This is a genomic window from Alteromonas sp. HB246098 (assembly GCF_054890645.1).
This window is the reverse complement of sequence record NZ_JBTZUG010000010.1, coordinates 47,845-64,823: the sequence shown is the minus strand read 5'-3', so window position 1 is coordinate 64,823 and position 16,979 is coordinate 47,845. Positions and strand designations below refer to the sequence as shown.

The window sequence follows — 16,979 nt, the reverse complement described above, 5'->3', positions numbered from 1 at the left end:
TTTTACGGACTTAGTAAGCGTTGATAAGCTAATGTGTAAAAACAAGCTGCAGAAACAATAGGTAGCAATCAAAAGGACCAAATAAAAAAGCGATGCTTTTCCAAGCATCGCTTTTTTTTATAACAACTTACCTTGGCCCTAACCCAATTAGTCTTTCAAGTTACGGTTAAAGAAGTTAGTTATCGTTTTATATAAGTGAATGCCCGTTTGCTTACCACGGATGCTGTGCTTCTTGCCAGGGTAATCCATGGTTTCAAATGGAATTGCCAAGTCTTGAAGGTGCTTGTAGAGCATCGTTGAATGGGTAAACAACACGTTGTCATCTGCCATGCCGTGGTAAATCAAAAGGTCGCCCTTCAGATCTTTTGCGTAAGGGAATACTGAAGACGCAGTGTATGCATCGTCATCCGTATTTGGGTTGCCCATGTAGCGTTCAGTGTAGTGGGTATCGTATAGGCGCCAGTCAGTGACCGGCGCACCTGACACGCCCGCTGCAAAGTAATCGCCCGCTTTGAACATGGTCATTAGGGTCATGTAGCCGCCATAGCTGTGGCCATGAACACCAATACGTTCAGCATCAACGAAAGGAAGTGTGCGCAAGAACTCTACGCCAGCAACCTGATCGTCTACTTCAATAAAGCCCATTTTTTTATAAATAGGATCTTCAAAGCCTTTACCGCGATAGTTAGAGCCGCGGTTATCTAGCGTAAATACCACATAACCTTGGTCAACCCAGTGTTGGAAAAGCAAGCCACGGTTACCCGCCCAGCTGTTTGTTACAACTTGTGCGTGCGGGCCGCCGTAAAGGTAAACAATAACTGGGTGCTTCTGTTTAGGGTTTTGCTTGGCACTGTCAGGCGTGTAAATTCGATACTTAAGGGTTGCACCATCCTTCGTGGTGATGTCACCAAACTCAGGTGCTGTCCAGCTATCCATGTAAGCGTGCAAAGGGTGGCCTTCTTCAACTTTGTTTTCTTCAAGCCAGGTAATTCGCTCGCCGGTGGCGCTATTTAGACTAACTTGTGCAGGCGAGTTAATCGTTGAGAAACGGTCAATAAAGATAGAGGCATCTTTGCTAAATGCCGCGCTATGGTATGCGCCTAGTTCAGTGATACGCGAAATTTCGCCGCCATCTAGAGGCACGCTGTAAACATGACTTTCTAGTGGTGTGTCTTTGCGACCAGAGAAATACAAGCGGTTGTTTGCGGTATCAATAGCTTCAACGCTATCAACTACCCAATCACCTTTGGTTAATTGCTTAACCAGCTTGCCGCTGTTGTTAAATAGGTAAAGGTGTTTGAAGCCGTCGCGCTCAGATGCCCAAATGAATTGGCCTTTTTCTTTTAGGAAGTAAAGGTCGTCATGCAAGTTTACCCAGGTATCGCTTTTTTCTGTAAGTAATACGTTTTCTTTTTTATTGCTAAGGTCGAACGCGCGAAGCTCTAAGGTTTGTTGATCCCGCGTTTGCCACTGGTAGGTAAAGGTAGTGCTATTTGGCATCCACTTACCGCGGGCAAAATAAATGTCTTTATCTTCACCTAAATCAACCCAAGTACGATCGCCAGTGTTGATGTCTTGAATAGCAAGTTCAACCAATACGTTTGGCGTGCCTGCTTTTGGGTATTTTTGTTCAATAAGTTTGATGTCGTCAGCATAGATTTCAGAACGCGTGATCACGTCTACTGGGCTTTCATCAACCTTGGTAAAAGCAATTTTAGTTTCATCTGGCGACCACCAATATCCGGTCATGCGGCCCATTTCTTCTTGGGCTACAAACTCAGCCATACCAAATTTTATGTTGCCGCCACCTTCTTTGGAAATTGCTGTCTCTTTCCCTGACTCTATGTGTTTAACATAAAGGTTCTGGTCGCGGATAAAAGAAATATAGTTGCCTTTTGGTGATAACTTAATATCAGTTTCAAATGCTTCAGTATCAAGAAGCTGTTTTGCGCCTTTTTCGCCTAACTTGTGATAGAAAACGTCTCCGCCCAGCGGGAATAACAATGCTTTACCATCGTCTGACCATTGGTAGCTAACAATGCCGCTACCAGATAGGCGCATGCGCTCACGTCGCGCCTTTTCTTCATCAGAAAGGACTTCTTCGCCGCTTTGAAGGTCGTTTGAGTCGAACAGCATGCGAGTTTGACCGCTTTCAATATGGTATTCCCATAAATCTAGGCGCTCGTAGTCAGTTTGCTTACCTTTTAAGAAGGTAACACGTTGGCCGTCGGGGGATACTTTCAATGAACGTGGCGCATTGCCATCAAGTGAAGGAGAAGAGAAAATGCGCTCAATAGTGAGCGTTTCAGCGTTTAAAGCAGTAGAGAGCATAGCGGCTCCAATTAAAAGGGCTTTTTTCATTTTTATCTGCATATTTGACTGTCGAAGGTTTGATTGTAGTTATATCAATTTATGATACAAGGTGCGACGTATGAAATCCGCAATGGTGCTAGGAGCGACAGGTTTAGTAGGACGAACGCTTGTAAATATGCTGTTACAGGACAGACGGTACAACGAAGTAACCTGCTTAGTCAGAAAGCCACTTTCTTCTAGCATGTTCAACGACCCCTACGACAGGTTGAAACCTGTAGTTATCGACTTTGACAACCTGCAAGACTACCAAGGTTACTTTAGCGTAAACCATGTTTATTGCTGCCTGGGTACCACGCTTAAAAAGGCGGGGTCTAAACAAGCCTTTCGCCGTGTGGATTTTGAGTATGTTCACGTTGCTGCGCAGCTTACCCGAGCTCAAAGGGCAGATAGTTTTGTGTGGATATCTTCAGTTGGCGCTGATGCTAAAAGCAGTAACTTTTATTTACGGGTGAAAGGCGAGCTAGAAAACGCCATTATGCGTATGCCGCAATTACCCCATGCCTCGGCAGTTCGACCTTCATTGCTACTGGGTGAGCGAGATGAATCACGAACGCTAGAAGATATTGCGCAGAAGACCGCACCTATTTGGCAAAGCATAATGAAAGGGCCGTTAAAGAAATATCGCCCCGTTCATGCCGTGGATGTGGCCAGAAACATGATGTCGCTGCAGCGCTGGCAATAGGCACAGCTAATAAGCGCTAACAGTATATGTCGCCAGCTTAACGTGAAGCGCAACCCAACTTGGTATAGAATGCGCGCCTTCTTAACGCACTAGGTAATATGACTTCCCAATGTTCCGCTGTAAACAATTCACCGTAGCGCAAGATAAATGCGCCATGAAAGTGAATACCGACAGTCTAATTTTAGGAAGTTGGGCTAACCTTCGTGCAGATATTAGCCACGCCCCGCGTATTTTAGATATTGGTACGGGCAGTGGCATTTTAGCCCTAATGATGGCGCAAAAAGCCGAAGGCTTTTATCCATTAAGCGGCGGTGATCTTGAGCTATATAGCCATGGCGCAGACAGTTCAAGTGCGGGCAGCACTGAGAAAAAGAGTGCAGAGAAAGAAAGCACCAGCAGCTTTGTTTCATCAGGGGAAAGCCTGTTAAGTCATAACAACAATACAGCTGGAGTCGATGCTATCAAAATTGATGCCATCGAAATTGATAAGGATGCAGCGGCGCAGGCAGCAGTTAACTTCAAAAATTCAAAGTGGGCAGGGCAGCTACATATTCACAACTGCGATGTGGCGGGGTTTGAACCAGCCTATTTGTATGACACCATCATTTCCAACCCGCCGTATTTCGAAGCGCCAGCGAAACTTTCAAATGCATACAACAAGCAAAACTATAATCGTTCGGTAGCAAGGCAAACATTTACGTTAAGCCCCAACGAGCTTTTTAACGCTAGCAGTGCATTATTGATAGAAAGTGGACAAATGTACTGCGTTTACCCTGCGTCGATGGAAGCTGACATTATCAAAACCGCCGCTAGTCATGGCTTATTGTTGGAAGCGATGCTTTATGTACAGCATACATCGGATAAAGACCCATACCTTTGTGCATTTCGCTTTAACAAAGTAATGAAGAATGCTGACGGCGGACATGCAGATTGCACTGCGTATGCAGACCATCAGCTTTTTACCACAAAGGTTGCGAATGAAAATGCGCTGGTTATTAGAGATCGCGAGGGTAATTACACAAATGAATACAAAGCCCTTTGTCAGCCTTTTTACCTTAAATTTTAATGAGCTTATATAAATGAACATAGTTGCAGAAGGTTTTGGCGCGATAGCCGTTGTTTTAAACTTTATTGGGTATCGCCAAACCAATGTCGACAAATATTTGCTTATTTCAGCGTTTGCTTTAAGTGCATTAAGTGCCCACTTTTTCATGTTAGACGCAATGGCTGCTGGCATCGGTACACTACTCGCAAGCGTGCGCAACTTTATTGCTATTAAACACAGAAGCAATGCTATTTTGGCTTTCTTCGTAGCAGTGAATCTTGGCTTCCTCGCCTATGAATGGTTTGTGTTAGAACACAGCTGGATAATTTTTATAGCCTATGCGTCGTCACTTATTTTTACCGTAGGTTCACTGGTTATTCGAAACACACATACCATTAGAAAAGTGTTTCTAGCAGCTGAAACATTAGGGCTGCTATACGCCTTATCTGTAGGCAGTATTTTCGGCACTGTTTTCAATATCAGTAATTTGATCAGTATATTAAGTAAGCTTAAAAAGCCTTAATACTATTCTCACCGCACCTGTCTAATCAATTAGTCTAACTTAGCCTTCTTTCAGCTCAAATTTTGAGCTGGTTTAGGCCGTGAAAACGTCTCGCAACACTTCTCCAAATGGTCAGTTTTGGGCATCATAATTTCCGTCAGGCCACGTTTTTAAAGGCTTATACCAAAGTTTAATGAGCTAAAGTCCAATTTTCTTTTGCGTATGTAAGCGTATCATTATTAATCAGTAAGTATGGTTTCAGCAATTTTTCCTCCGGATGTGCAGAAGTAGACTTGTGGTGTAGTAGTCAGGAGAGCGTGCGCAGTGAAATTAGTCGATAACAACCAACAAATTGATCAAACTGATCTGCTTGAGCAGTCTTTTCAAAGCGCTATCGATAGCGGTACTGCGGTAAATGTGTTTGAACGAGCACAACATTTCAGAAATACAGCGCCAGCTGGCAACAAGCCACGCTTGGTAGAAGTAAGCACCAGTCTTGAAACCGAGAACCTTTGGAAAAAGCGTCTTAATATGCTATTGGATGCGGAAAATAATCTTATAAAAGTTATACGTTTACGTAAAATTACTGCTATATTTACGGTCCTGAGTATCGCTATGTTTTTATTTTCCCTTTACGTGGCTCCTTCGATGTCTCCAGCAGTTTTCTACAGTTTAATTGCTGTTGCAGCTTTCGGTTTGGCGACCTACCCGGCATGGTTCTTAGTTTCGAAAAGTAATAAAAAACGCAGAGACCATATCTCTAGCTTGTTTTACAAAAGTAACCACGAAGTTGAAATAGTCGACGGAACCATGAAGTTAATAAACAGGGCGAACTATGCAAGTGTAACTCAAATACACATATTGGATCGCAAACTTGGATTATTCGCAAGCTCATAGACATCACTATACCTCCAAGCTAATTTTGCTGCTTTTGGTAGCCTCTTGTTTATTAGGAGGCTTACTTTTAGCGCCAATGGACGCTCTTGGCCAACTATTGGCCTCTATTACTATCCTAATCTTCATCTCGCTTTGTAGTAAAGAAGCGCGCCATACTCAGAAATACCAACATTTATTCCGTATCTTTGCCCTCGTTTTAGCAATAGCACTTAGCGTACGATATTTGTTATGGCGGGGTATTTATACACTCACCTATTCAGATATTTTATCGATGATTGCAGTATGGCTACTGTTCGCAGCAGAAATATATGCTGGTATCACTTCGGTATTGGGCGCTATCGTTAATGCTTTCCCGTTGAGTAGGCCATTGCTCTCACTAGATGGTATGGATAAGGCTACGCTACCAAGCGTTGACGTTATGATTCCGAGTTATAACGAAGATGAAGACATATTAGAGGTCACAATTCGTGCCGCACAAATGTTGGACTACCCAAAAGATAAGCTTCATATTCATCTGCTTGACGACGGTGGTACAGATCAGAAAATCAACGCGGATAACCCTATCTCGGCAGCGTCAGCAAGGCAGCGTCGACAAGACTTACAGTCACTTTGTTCGCGCTTAGGTATTACCTATCACACTCGGGCGAAAAATGAGTTTGCTAAGGCGGGCAACGTTAATAGTGCAATACAAAATACAACGGGAGATTTGATTGTAATCCTCGATGCTGATCACGTGCCTACTTCTGATTTTCTCGACAGAACTGTCCCTTGGATGCTTAAGAACGAAAAAGTGTTCTTGGTTCAAACGCCTCACTTTATGGCGAACCCAGACCCAGTAGAGCGCAATTACTTTTCAGCGTTTACGCGCATGCCTTCAGAGAACGACATGTTCTATGGCACTATTCAAAAGGGGCTAGATTATTGGGGCAGTTCGTTTTTTTGTGGGTCAGCCGCATTAATGCGTCGAAAGCATTTGGACTTAGTTGGCGGTATTTCTGGTGACTCTATTACCGAAGATGCAGAAACCGCGCTAGACCTGCATAAAATGGGCTATGAGTCTGTGTACGTTGACAGACCTATGGTAAGCGGGCTTGCTCCTGAAACCTTCGATGCGTTTATTCAACAGCGTATGCGTTGGGCGCAGGGAATGACGCAAATCTTACTACTTAAAAAACCTTTTAAAGCGGAAGGTCTGAAGTGGTACCAGCGGGTGGGCTACATGAGTTCAATCATGTTCTGGCTGTTTCCTTTCGCCCGCATTATCTTTTTATTCATGCCTTTAGCATATCTTGTGTTCGGGCTTCAGGTTTACCATGCCTCTATACTAGAGATATTCGCATTTACATTACCCCACGTAGTTGCAACCTATATGATCTCAACAATGCTCTTTGGGCGAACGCGATGGCCCTTGGTATCCGAGCTTTACGAAATATTGCAATGCGCATTTACATTAAACGCACTCGTGAAAGTTTTCTTAAAGCCTCGAGCGCCATCTTTTGTCGTTACGCCAAAAGGAGAAAGCTTAGAGAAAACCTTTGTATCGCCGCTTTCCAATGTTTTTTACTGGGGAATACTTCTTATTACCTTCGCGCTAGGGTGCGGAGTTTATAAATTAATAACTGAACCACTAACCCGCGAGCTTACGGTAGTCGTATTGCTTTGGAATGTCTTTAATTTAATTTTGTTGCTGTCAGTGTTGAGTGTTCTACTAGAGCGAAAACAGGTACGCAGCCAAGCTAGGTTGCCAGCCACCAATAGTGTAGTGATTAAAACTAAAAGTGATGAAGCTTGGGTGGGTGATTTAGTCGACCTTTCATTAGGTGGAGCAAGGTTGCGATTGAAAGGTGAAGGGGCATTCGTTCCGGAAAAGGCAACACTTTCGTCATGGAGCCATGCTTTAAATAAGAATGTACATATCGCGATAGTTGTACTGAACTACGATAGCAAATCTAAAATACTAAGAGTACGTTTTGTTCCCGAAACGGACGAACAAGAAAACGAAGTCATCGCCTTCACTCTTTGTGACAGCTTGCGTTGGTTATCGTTTCAACGTCGTAGAACCAGGCCTATCTCTTACTGGTTTGGAGCTAAACACGTATTAAAAGTTGGATTAAAGCCAGCTTTATTGCATATGCTTGTATTAATAGGCAAATTAGCCGATAGATTAGGTCTGCTACCTAAGTCGGTAAAGGACAAACAATGATTAAGAAATACTTTATGTTCATGTTGTGTTTGTGCGTATCATTCGGCCTCGCGGCCCAAACCGATACTTACAGGCTAACAGAGTTCTTCGGCGGCGACGAAACCCTGCGCCTTCAAGGCAAAGCCGCAACGCTAGATATACCTATACCTCTTAGTTCAGTTACGAAAGTAGACAGCGCTCGACTGCGGTTAGAAGTATTGAGCTCCCAAGCGTTGATCAAAAAACGCTCTCAACTTTATGTTAGGTTCAACAACGCGACTATCGGTCAGGTGGCTTTTGACCCTCAAAGGCCGTCTTTAGTATCTGAGATAGAAATACCCAAGTCGCTTTGGCGTGAAGGCTTTAATTCACTGACGTTAGCAGTAAGCCAGCACTATGCCGAACAGTGCGTAGATGGCAGCGCACCGGAGCTATGGAGTGAAATTAATGCCTATACGTCAACGTTACAATTAGAAACATCAATTGATAACAAACCTTTTAAATTAGAAGATTTAAGCGGTTTCTTTAATCCAGGTATTGGCGGACAGAGGGGCGTACAGCTTTACACTGCACGAGAGATTGAAAGTGAGCTAAAGCAACGAACTTTGCCCTTAGTGGCACAAGCTCTAGCGCTTAGAAATCAATACCAACCTTTAATTGTAGAGCACGATACCTTTGATGATGGTTATGTATTGCCCCAACTAAAAGAGACTGAGAATACCTATTGGGGTGAGGAAAACGTAGCGCGTTATGAACGCACTGCTTGGTATTTGGAACGAAAAGAAAAGCAGCCCGTTCACGTGTTGATTGGCACCGTAGATGCATTATCTCCCGTTTTGTCTGATGAAGTAATAAACGATATTGACGGTGCATTTTTGAAAACCCAGCGAACGCCAGCATTTGTTAAAGATGGTGAAGTAATTGTACCGGCGAGCTATCGGCTTATCGTTAGTGGTACTACACCAATTGAAGTGCTTGAAGCTGCAAAAGCACTGGCGGTAATGGATGACGCTATCAATCCAGTCTCTCAAGTCACTATACTATCCCAAACTCAGATGAAAGCAGACACGCTTCAACGCAATTTTGTGCTGGCTCCTGATAATCATTACACATTCCAAGATTTAGGCGTGCCTACATCGCAATTTAGAGATGAAGGCACCTTCAACAAACGAGTATCGTTTAGATTACCTGCTGACTTTTACGTACCAGAGAATGCCAGCGTTAATTTGTTCTTAGATTTTGGGTATGGCGCGGGTTTCGGACCTGGCTCAGCAATGAATGTGAGCGTGAATGATGAATTGGTTCATGGCCTAGCGCTTAATAATGACAACGGTCAGTCGTTTAGAGATTATCAACTCAGGGTGCCAGCGCGCTTTTTTAAAGGAGGCATCAACAATGTCGACTTTGATTTGAGTTTACGCGCGCCACTTGCGGGAGTACCCTGTGATGATGTTTCAGGTGAGCATTTAGTCTTTCAGCTGGCAGATTCTTCTGCTATCGAGTTTCCAGATGCAGGAAATGTTGCCGTGCAGCCGAATTTGGCGTTATTGTCTGAAACTGCCTACCCGTTTGCACGATTTAAGTCGGCACCTGTTTCCACAATTGTCATTCCATCAGATAGCTACCTAGGTACCGCGCTAACGCTAACGGCGAAACTTGCACAAGTTGCACAAGTTCCTTTATTAAACCTGCAGATAAGAGAAGAAAATAACGTTTCTACCGATGGCTCAGCTATTGTTTTAGGCACGCCTGAAACCCTCTCGCAAATTGAGCAAAGCGAATTTAGCACTGCGATAGAGGCGACTAAACGTTGGTCTTATCGATTGCAAAATAATTTGTACAACCGCATACGTACACTTACAGACGACATGTCTTTCAAAGCAATGCGTGTAGATGGGCATACAGTACAAGAAAGTGATTTAGGTGAGCAGGCAGTATTGACCGCCCAAGAGCATCCTACTTCATCTCAAACAGATACCATGTTCATTATTGCTGCACAAAGTCCTGAACTGCTTCAGGCGAGAGTTGCCGACCTGGTTAGTTTGTCAATGTGGGGGCAAATGGCTGGCGACTTCTTTGCTTGGAAAAATGCTCTATCACCATCATTGGTCATGCAAGTTAGCGATAAATATGAGGTAGGGGCAGGTGATGATAATTGGTTGTACTTGCGACTATGGCTTTCTAACAACCCATGGTATTGGCTCATAGGTTTCGTTGCTATTGTGTTTGTGGTCAGCCTGTTTATATATTTACTATTGAAACGCAGAAACAAACAAGTACAAGACTCATGGTAAATATACACAGCCTTATCAGAGCAATATTTTTATTGGGTATCACGCTTTTGTTAATGTCGTGCTCTACTGAAGAAGATAGCGAATTTAAGTCTCAGTACATTGCGTATAAAGCGCTGTTTATTGATGGTGGGCGGGTAGTCGACACCGGAAATGATGAGGTATCACATAGCGAGGGGCAGGGGTACGGTATGCTCTTCGCCGTTGCCGCAAACGATAAAGACACTTTTGACGCGCTGTGGCGTTGGACTAAAAGCACGTTAATGCGTGACGACAGTTTGTTTAGTTGGCGTTATCGCCCTTGTGTTGATAATTCAGCTGCTTGTATTGATGACCCTAATAACGCCTCTGATGGCGAACTTCTTATCGCATGGGCTTTACTGCGTGCGCATGAGCAGTGGAGCGTAAGCACGTATCTGGAAGACGCTAAAGCAATTGTGGGTGCTGTCGAACAGAAGTTGTTGATAACTAACACCAACAGCGTTGTATTATTACCAGGTGAGTACGGATTTACGTCCGAACAAGCAGGCAAGGACAGTTTGCAGTTAAATTTGTCTTACTGGATTTTTCCCGCTATCACTGATTTGGCGGGAATATCCGCTACGCCCGAACGCTGGGAAAGCCTCTATAAGTCGGGCTTAGCTTTGCTGTCTAAAATGCAATTCTCTTCTTATAAGCTGCCAAGTGACTGGGTGCGTTTTACGCCTAACAATACGGACTCAGACAATAAGGATATTGGCACAGTAAGCCTAGATAACGTGATATCGCCTGAATTCGGATTTAATGCGATCCGCATCCCACTGCAGCTTTCATGGTCACCGCAATTTCGAAAAAACACTCAGTTAGCCGAAGAGTTACTAGCGCCATATTATGCATGGTGGGCTGTTACACCCACGCCAGCTACGGTCAACTTATTAAACGAGGAAACAGCTGAGTACGAGATGTCTGAAGGTATGAAGTCGGTTCAGATTGCAGTAAACAGCCTTATGAAATCAGAAGCGCCAGAAAAGCCTGAGTGGCCCCCAATCGACCGTAACATGGATTATTACTCTGCAAGTCTAACGCTGCTTTCCATGTTAGCGGTTTTGGATAACGCATCGTGAAAGAAAGATTTACACGCACGTCACTTTGTCTAGCCATCGGCGCATTACTCACATCGTTCGGGCCGACGCAGGCGTACGGCCAAACTAAAACAACCTACAAAGAAAAAGATCTAGGCATACTGCCGGTACAACAAGAACAGCCTGATTTAACCGGGCTTTGGTATCACATTAACGAACGACAGATTAAGCTAGCGAACGAAGAATTCACGCGTTTAAAGGCTCGTTACCCCCAGTGGAAGGTGCCGGAAGAAGTAGAAGCTGAGCTTAATAGAATTAATGGCCGACTTAAAGGCACTATTAAGACTGTAGTTTCAGTGCCGAGAGTAGATAAGTCAGGCAAACCTGAGGCTGACTCTACGCCCAATGATTCGCTCGAAACGCCCCAAAACCAGGTTGCCAAACCTGCCTCAGAAGCGCTTCCACTAGAAAGGTTTGCGCAATTAACGCCTAAAGCTAGAGCGACAACGCCAAAGCAAAAAGTAGAAAGGCTTATTGCGTTAAGCAATCAGTTAAAGCGCACTGACTTTTACTTGCTCATGGGGTGGACTGCTATCGACAAAGGCATGTTAGAGGTTGCTAACCAACAGTTTACCTCAGCCTTGCAGTTGGCTGTTCGAGATATTGATAAACAATCAGCGCAGCAAGGTTTAAACAGTGTGAGGGGAATTAAACTCCAGCAGGCATTGTCGCTTCGAGATACGACATCCTTGGCACAGTTATTCAAATCTGACACCAGTGGCTACACGAAAGAAGTGCTACAAGGTGCGGCGTGGCAACAATACGATTTAAAAAATTATGTCTTTGCCGAAGCGCTGTTTAGTTTAGTCGAAGATAACGAAGGCAGATATCTGGCACTTAGCGCACAAAGCAGTGATCTTGCCAAGCAAAACGCTTTCGACTTGGCGTGCAGTATTGATACTGAGGTATTCATTAAACGCTGTGCAGATGGCTTGGCTAGTCGACAGGCCCAGTTCTACGATACAAGGCATTACAAAGAAAGTATACAAGCTGGCGAATCCCTTGAACGTTTGCGGCCTTTAAGCATAGAGGAACGTGCGTTAATTGGCTGGGCTGCAAAAGAAATACAAGATATTTCCACCGCAACGTCGGCCTTCGAGCAAGTGCTATCGAAAACGCCAACCAATACGGTTATTGCGAATGAATTGGTTTCATTGAATCAAAGTAATGACGCTACATTAAATCGCTTGGCCTTAAAATACGGCGCAGTAAAAAGCATTTTGCAAGCGCGTAATATTCGAAACGCGTGGTCTAGAAAACAATTTTGGTTAGCTTATCAAAACGAAGACTCACAAGCGGCTACCGCACAAACTAAAGATGGCTTAAGTGCAGTTTACGGTATGAATACCCGCAGTCGAAGTGGTGGCGAGGGGCTTGGTAACTTTGATGTACTGTCACAATACATAGGCATTGGCAGTGGTTATAAAAACTGGCTTTGGCAAGTTTCATTAGACTATAAGCAGTTCTACAGTGGTTCTCCTCAAGTTGGTGATTGGTTCGGTGACAGGCAATTAGAAAGTTTGGGCATAAGTGGTTTCGAAGACACAGGTGTTCGGGCTGAAGCCTATTATCAAGCACCAGACTTCAATTTTTACGCGAATTTGGAATATGCCATGTTCGAGCAACCCGTTGGCGCTAAAGTAACCGGGCAAATCTCGGCAACAAAGTTTTTAGCAGATACAACCGTTGCGGCCACTCTATTTAGAAAAGCGAAAGAAGACAGTCTATTGAGTCAGACCGGAACTTTTTATGCTAACCGAGAGCAGTCTTGGGGCTATGTGATAGAAAGCGGTGTTCGTGGATTAGTTGCCCATTCCATAGCCGACAATATGTCGGTTGCGGGAACTGCGCAGATAAGCCGATTAGAAGGCGAACTCGTTGCTGATAACAGCGCGATATCACTTCGTGGTGACGTGAGTTACGACATAGCTGATAAGGTATCTTCTCGCCTTGATTATTGGCGTTTAGGACCGTTCTTAAGCTATACAAGCTATGACAAAAACTTAAGTGGTTTTACAGTAGGCAACGGGGGCTACTTTAGCCCGAGTCAGTTTGTCAGTATTGGTGGCTATTCTGAACTGCTAACTCTAGAGGCACTCAACTGGCAGGTTAAGCTGCGCAGTTCACTTGCGCTCTCTCGTGTTAAACAAGACGATGATCTGCGCTTTCCGATAGGGCAAGCGCACTCTAGTGTAGAAGAAGGTGTTTCTCTTGGAGAAAGCACAGACACAGGTTTAAGCGGCAATTTTATGGCTGAAGGTCAATATCGTATTGACCACAACTGGATTGTGACTGGCTATATTGGAAAAGCGTTTGCGGTCGAATATCAAGCGTTTGAAGCGGGTATTCAAATAAGATGGCGAGAAGGGCAGGGTAGTGGTGTAACAAGTGATGAGCTTTTGCTGTCTTCACCAAGATTAAGCGGCTTTGCTTTGTAAAGCCGCTTTCACCAAAGACTAAGTAATCCTGTTTAGACCTTGCTAACTTGTCGACGCCTAACCAGCATGAAGCATCCTGCGCCAAATAAAAGGGCGATTGAAGCGGGCTCACTGACGTTGATAGCGCCAAACTGGTAGTTATTAATTTGGCCTGTTGGCGCGTTGTAGGTTTCACCTTGGTCATTAACTAATTCCACAAGTGGCGTGACCAAACTATTGGCAATCACGTTGCCATCTACGTGGCCATTATAAAAGCTTAGCTCTGCATATGGTGCCAAGACGCTACCTTTCACGCCAACACTGTGCAGGGTTATATCTTCAGCATCAACAAAATTAAACAAAATATTGTTAGTGTAAAGTCCATCGTGACGTTGGCCTATGTTGTTATCGTTGTCTCTATACTGGCCATTTTCTGTAAAATATTCGTTTTCCTGCGTAAATGCAGTATTGAAGAAGCCAGTATTAAACAGCTCTACCGTATCCCCATACACATTGATAATGTTATAGCTGGTGGTAGAGAAATCGTAAACAATGTCTTTGTCGGCAGCACTGAACCAGTCAGAACTAATCGAATAGATATTCACATCATCAGAGCCAGAGAATACGATGGTGTCGAGAGTATCGATATTACTGTCATTACAACTGACTAACGCATTTGGATCTGAAGCGTCGGTACAGGTCAGTGTTGTTGTTCCATTTACGCTCATCGAAGCAAAGTCTTGAGACTGCGCCGTTACTTCATTAGCAATGGAATTAAAATCGAGATTGTCGACGTTTACTGTATTACTGGAAGACTGCACTGCGCTCCCCGTATAGCCTGCGTTATCCACGGTAAGCGTTGTACCGTATGTTATGGAGCCATTTACACCCGCTTCACGGATGGTAACGGCTTGCTCAGACTGGATATCACCGTTATTAACGCCTGCCTTCTCTAATGTCACGTCACCTTCACTGAATATACCGCCGTTTTCCACACTACCGTAGGTTACGGTGGTAGTACTACCACTGTTTAGTGCTCCATCGAACATTACGCCATTAGCAGTAACCATTCCTGAAACTGTGGTTTGCCCTGCGTGAACATGGCCTCGGGTGTAAGTAAGATCGCCACCTACATAAAGTGCACTAGAGGAAAGATCGGTAGGGATTAGAAGACCTACATCAAAGTCTTCAACCGTTAGGTTTCCACCTACGGCTAACGAGCCTTCAACGTCAGAACGCTCACCTTCGTAATCTTCAAAGATGAAAGCGTTGTAGTTAAACGCTTCGCTTAATTCAATTTTTGCTGCAAACACCTGGGGTGCTGACATTACCGCTGCAACTACAGCAGTGTAAATAAGTTTTTTGTGCATAATGGCTCCAGTGACATCAGAGTCTGGAACCGAGTTTCAACATGGTTTATCCAGACACACCGAATGGTACGATCTGAACAAAATTCGCGCGATAGCACAAGAGATACTTTGGTATAAGAGAGGATACGAAAAAGCCACCCGAAGGTGGCTTTTACTTAATTTGTATTTGATTAATAAAGCGTTTTAGCTGCTCTTTTTAACCAAAACAGATACTTTGTCGATACCAGCAATTTTAACTTGGTTCATTACTTCAACTACTGTGCCGTGCTCGCTGTCTTCGTGAGCCTGGATAGCAGCAGAATCAGTGTTGTTTTCTGCTAGGTATGTTTGCGTGTTCGCAACCACACGACGAATATCAACCTCACGGCCACCCATCGTGATAGTGCCGTCAGCAGCAATACGAATAGAAAGCGCTTTAGAAGGCTTGTCGTTTTTCGCTTGATTGTCTTCTGGACGGTTTACGTCTAAACCTTTCTCTTTCACGAACGAGGTCGTTACGATGAAGAAAATCAACATGATGAACACAATGTCCAACATGGGGGTCATATCAATCTGAGCCTCGTCTTCAGCCGAGGTATGCTTCTTTCTTTTCATCTCGTCTTCTTTCTTCTGTTACGTTCGAGCCATTTAGTATACTGCTTGTTACAAAAATATACAGACTTTTGTATAAAAACAGTGTGCTCATTAACACTTGTTGTTGAAAAAATACTCAGTTTCACGGTAATAAAACAACAAACTAGGTTTGTTTGCGTGAAATAGCGACACCTAATTGGTAAAAATACAACATCAATGCCTGATTGAGTGATGTACGCAAGTTACCATGAGGGTAAATGCCAAGTCTAGCTTCCGTTGACTTTTTTGTACCTTGCACTAAGAACGCATTTTTGATCTCGTGATCTTGAATGCAGGCTTCAAATGCGCGGGCTGCCATCTCCTGAGGCATAGCATAATAATACATTTTTAGCGCGCGATCAGCTTCTACGGATCGCACAAAGTACTCATTTGGCCTTTTTTGATCGTTTAAAAACAATAACGAGAAACAATCGCTCAATTTTTGATTTAAAGGATGAGCGTTCATTGGAGCGTTATCCAGCCACGCCTGCGTGGCGAAACTTCCGGCGGCAACGCCGTCGAACATACGAGGGGCAATGTAGTGATCAAATGCGTGAAACCACTCGTGGGCTAGAGCTCCCGCTCCTGCGTGTTTTGCTAGCGCTAGCTGCCTCTTCGCGCTGTTGTAGTGGGCGCTACTGTGTTTTTGTCCCCCGCTGCCAAAAGCAAGGGATAGAGAGCCATTTAAAGACAGAACTTGCTCATTAATATTAAGGATCGCAACCAGATCGTACAGGGCGTCAAAAAATAAATTGGCAGCGATCTGTTGTTCTTCCGCAGTCACCCATCTGCCAACCGTGATCGTAGCGAAATTAAATAGTTTGCGTATATCTTGAAACGATACGTCGGCACCGTCTCGGTGGCTAGGGCCGTTGCGATAGAATTGCTGATGAAGACGGCCTTTACTTTCCAACACTGACTTCCAAATGTAAAAGGGGATTAAGCCATTGAGACCAGTAATTGCTCACACCATGCTTCTATGCGAGCATCAGTTCTGTCGTATTGATTTTCATCATCTAGGGATAAACCAACAAACTGGGTCTTGTCTTCGGTCAAGGCTTTAGAGGCAGTAAATTCGTAGCCTTCGTTTGGCCAGTAACCCACGATGTTGCAGCCTGTTGGCAATATCGCATCGTGAAGCATGCCCAATGCGTCTTGAAACCACTCTCCATAACCGAGTTGATCGCCTAGCCCGAATAGTGCAATGGTTTTACCTGCTAAATCTAAGCCGTGAACCTCTTCCCAGTGAGATTCCCAATCTTCTTGGAGCTCACCAAAATCCCAGGTCGAAATTCCAAATATGATGATGTCGTATTCGGCCGTGCGCGTCAGGTTTACATCTTTAATGTTGTGAAGGTCAACAATGTCTTCGTCAAAAAGGCTATTGAGCTGCGCTTGGATCTTTTCTGCCGCCATTTCGGTGTAGCAGGTTGTTGAGCCGTAAAATAATCCGATGGACAGTGCGCTATCACTCATTAGATACCTCT

The 16,979-nt window shown here is 44.2% G+C and carries 13 protein-coding genes; 8 read left to right on the top strand and 5 right to left on the bottom strand.

Annotation, left to right across the window (positions count from 1 at the left end; all coding sequences use genetic code 11):
* Positions 1-147: 147 nt before the first annotated feature.
* Positions 148-2,361: a S9 family peptidase gene (locus ACYTPF_RS17720; protein ID WP_461853132.1), complete on the bottom strand. Its 2,214-nt coding sequence runs from the start codon at positions 2,359-2,361 to the stop codon at positions 148-150.
* A gap of 70 nt (positions 2,362-2,431) precedes the next feature.
* On the opposite strand from ACYTPF_RS17720, the gene ACYTPF_RS17715 reads away from it, so the two are divergent.
* From ACYTPF_RS17715 to ACYTPF_RS17680, 8 genes are all read left to right on the top strand, one after another.
* On the top strand, positions 2,432-3,055 hold the full coding sequence (locus ACYTPF_RS17715) for an NAD(P)H-binding protein (protein ID WP_461853131.1): 624 nt from the start codon (positions 2,432-2,434) through the stop codon (positions 3,053-3,055).
* A gap of 109 nt (positions 3,056-3,164) precedes the next feature.
* On the top strand, positions 3,165-4,121 hold the full coding sequence (locus tag ACYTPF_RS17710) for a tRNA1(Val) (adenine(37)-N6)-methyltransferase (RefSeq protein ID WP_461853130.1): 957 nt from the start codon (positions 3,165-3,167) through the stop codon (positions 4,119-4,121).
* Between the two features lie 13 nt (positions 4,122-4,134).
* Positions 4,135-4,623, top strand: coding sequence for a YgjV family protein (locus ACYTPF_RS17705; protein WP_461853129.1), 489 nt, complete (start codon positions 4,135-4,137; stop codon positions 4,621-4,623).
* 303 nt (positions 4,624-4,926) lie between these two features.
* Positions 4,927-5,499: a hypothetical protein gene (locus ACYTPF_RS17700; RefSeq protein WP_461853128.1), complete on the top strand. Its 573-nt coding sequence runs from the start codon at positions 4,927-4,929 to the stop codon at positions 5,497-5,499.
* Positions 5,477-7,702 (top strand): UDP-forming cellulose synthase catalytic subunit, encoded by a 2,226-nt coding sequence (bcsA, locus tag ACYTPF_RS17695; RefSeq protein ID WP_461853127.1) that lies wholly within the window; start codon positions 5,477-5,479, stop codon positions 7,700-7,702. The genes ACYTPF_RS17700 and bcsA overlap by 23 nt, the downstream gene beginning before the upstream one ends.
* The gene (locus ACYTPF_RS17690) at positions 7,699-9,975 is read left to right on the top strand and encodes a cellulose biosynthesis cyclic di-GMP-binding regulatory protein BcsB (RefSeq protein ID WP_461853126.1); all 2,277 of its coding nucleotides are present in this window, start codon (positions 7,699-7,701) and stop codon (positions 9,973-9,975) included. Before bcsA ends, ACYTPF_RS17690 begins: the two co-directional genes overlap by 4 nt.
* Positions 9,969-11,075, top strand: a complete 1,107-nt coding sequence (locus ACYTPF_RS17685) for a glycosyl hydrolase family 8 (protein ID WP_461853125.1) — start codon at positions 9,969-9,971, stop codon at positions 11,073-11,075. Before ACYTPF_RS17690 ends, ACYTPF_RS17685 begins: the two co-directional genes overlap by 7 nt.
* Entirely contained in the window at positions 11,072-13,531 is a 2,460-nt protein-coding gene (locus tag ACYTPF_RS17680) for a cellulose synthase subunit BcsC-related outer membrane protein (RefSeq protein ID WP_461853124.1), read from the top strand. The genes ACYTPF_RS17685 and ACYTPF_RS17680 overlap by 4 nt, the downstream gene beginning before the upstream one ends.
* Positions 13,532-13,563: 32 nt before the next feature.
* Here the strand turns inward: ACYTPF_RS17680 and ACYTPF_RS17675 are convergent, their stop codons facing one another.
* The 4 genes from ACYTPF_RS17675 to fldB form a co-directional block, all read right to left on the bottom strand.
* Complete coding sequence (locus ACYTPF_RS17675) at positions 13,564-14,880, bottom strand: choice-of-anchor A family protein (RefSeq protein ID WP_461853123.1); 1,317 nt, start codon at positions 14,878-14,880, stop codon at positions 13,564-13,566.
* Between the two features lie 183 nt (positions 14,881-15,063).
* The gene (locus tag ACYTPF_RS17670; protein ID WP_136783761.1) at positions 15,064-15,474 is read right to left on the bottom strand and encodes an ExbD/TolR family protein; all 411 of its coding nucleotides are present in this window, start codon (positions 15,472-15,474) and stop codon (positions 15,064-15,066) included.
* Positions 15,475-15,616: 142 nt separating this feature from the next.
* Positions 15,617-16,405, bottom strand: a complete 789-nt coding sequence (locus tag ACYTPF_RS17665) for a CLCA_X family protein (protein WP_461853188.1) — start codon at positions 16,403-16,405, stop codon at positions 15,617-15,619.
* A gap of 26 nt (positions 16,406-16,431) precedes the next feature.
* A complete protein-coding gene (gene fldB, locus ACYTPF_RS17660) occupies positions 16,432-16,968 on the bottom strand; it encodes a flavodoxin FldB (protein WP_423078905.1) in 537 nt (178 codons plus the stop codon).
* Positions 16,969-16,979: the final 11 nt, after the last annotated feature.

Coding starts and splice junctions, on each gene's coding strand:
- ACYTPF_RS17720 (WP_461853132.1), bottom strand. CDS start 2,361: ATGAAAAAAGCCCTTTTAATTGGAGCCGCTATGCTCTCTACTGCTTTA.
- ACYTPF_RS17715 (WP_461853131.1), top strand. CDS start 2,432: ATGAAATCCGCAATGGTGCTAGGAGCGACAGGTTTAGTAGGACGAACG.
- ACYTPF_RS17710 (WP_461853130.1), top strand. CDS start 3,165: ATGTTCCGCTGTAAACAATTCACCGTAGCGCAAGATAAATGCGCCATG.
- ACYTPF_RS17705 (WP_461853129.1), top strand. CDS start 4,135: ATGAACATAGTTGCAGAAGGTTTTGGCGCGATAGCCGTTGTTTTAAAC.
- ACYTPF_RS17690 (WP_461853126.1), top strand. CDS start 7,699: ATGATTAAGAAATACTTTATGTTCATGTTGTGTTTGTGCGTATCATTC.
- ACYTPF_RS17685 (WP_461853125.1), top strand. CDS start 9,969: ATGGTAAATATACACAGCCTTATCAGAGCAATATTTTTATTGGGTATC.
- ACYTPF_RS17675 (WP_461853123.1), bottom strand. CDS start 14,880: ATGCACAAAAAACTTATTTACACTGCTGTAGTTGCAGCGGTAATGTCA.
- ACYTPF_RS17670 (WP_136783761.1), bottom strand. CDS start 15,474: ATGAAAAGAAAGAAGCATACCTCGGCTGAAGACGAGGCTCAGATTGAT.
- fldB (WP_423078905.1), bottom strand. CDS start 16,968: ATGAGTGATAGCGCACTGTCCATCGGATTATTTTACGGCTCAACAACC.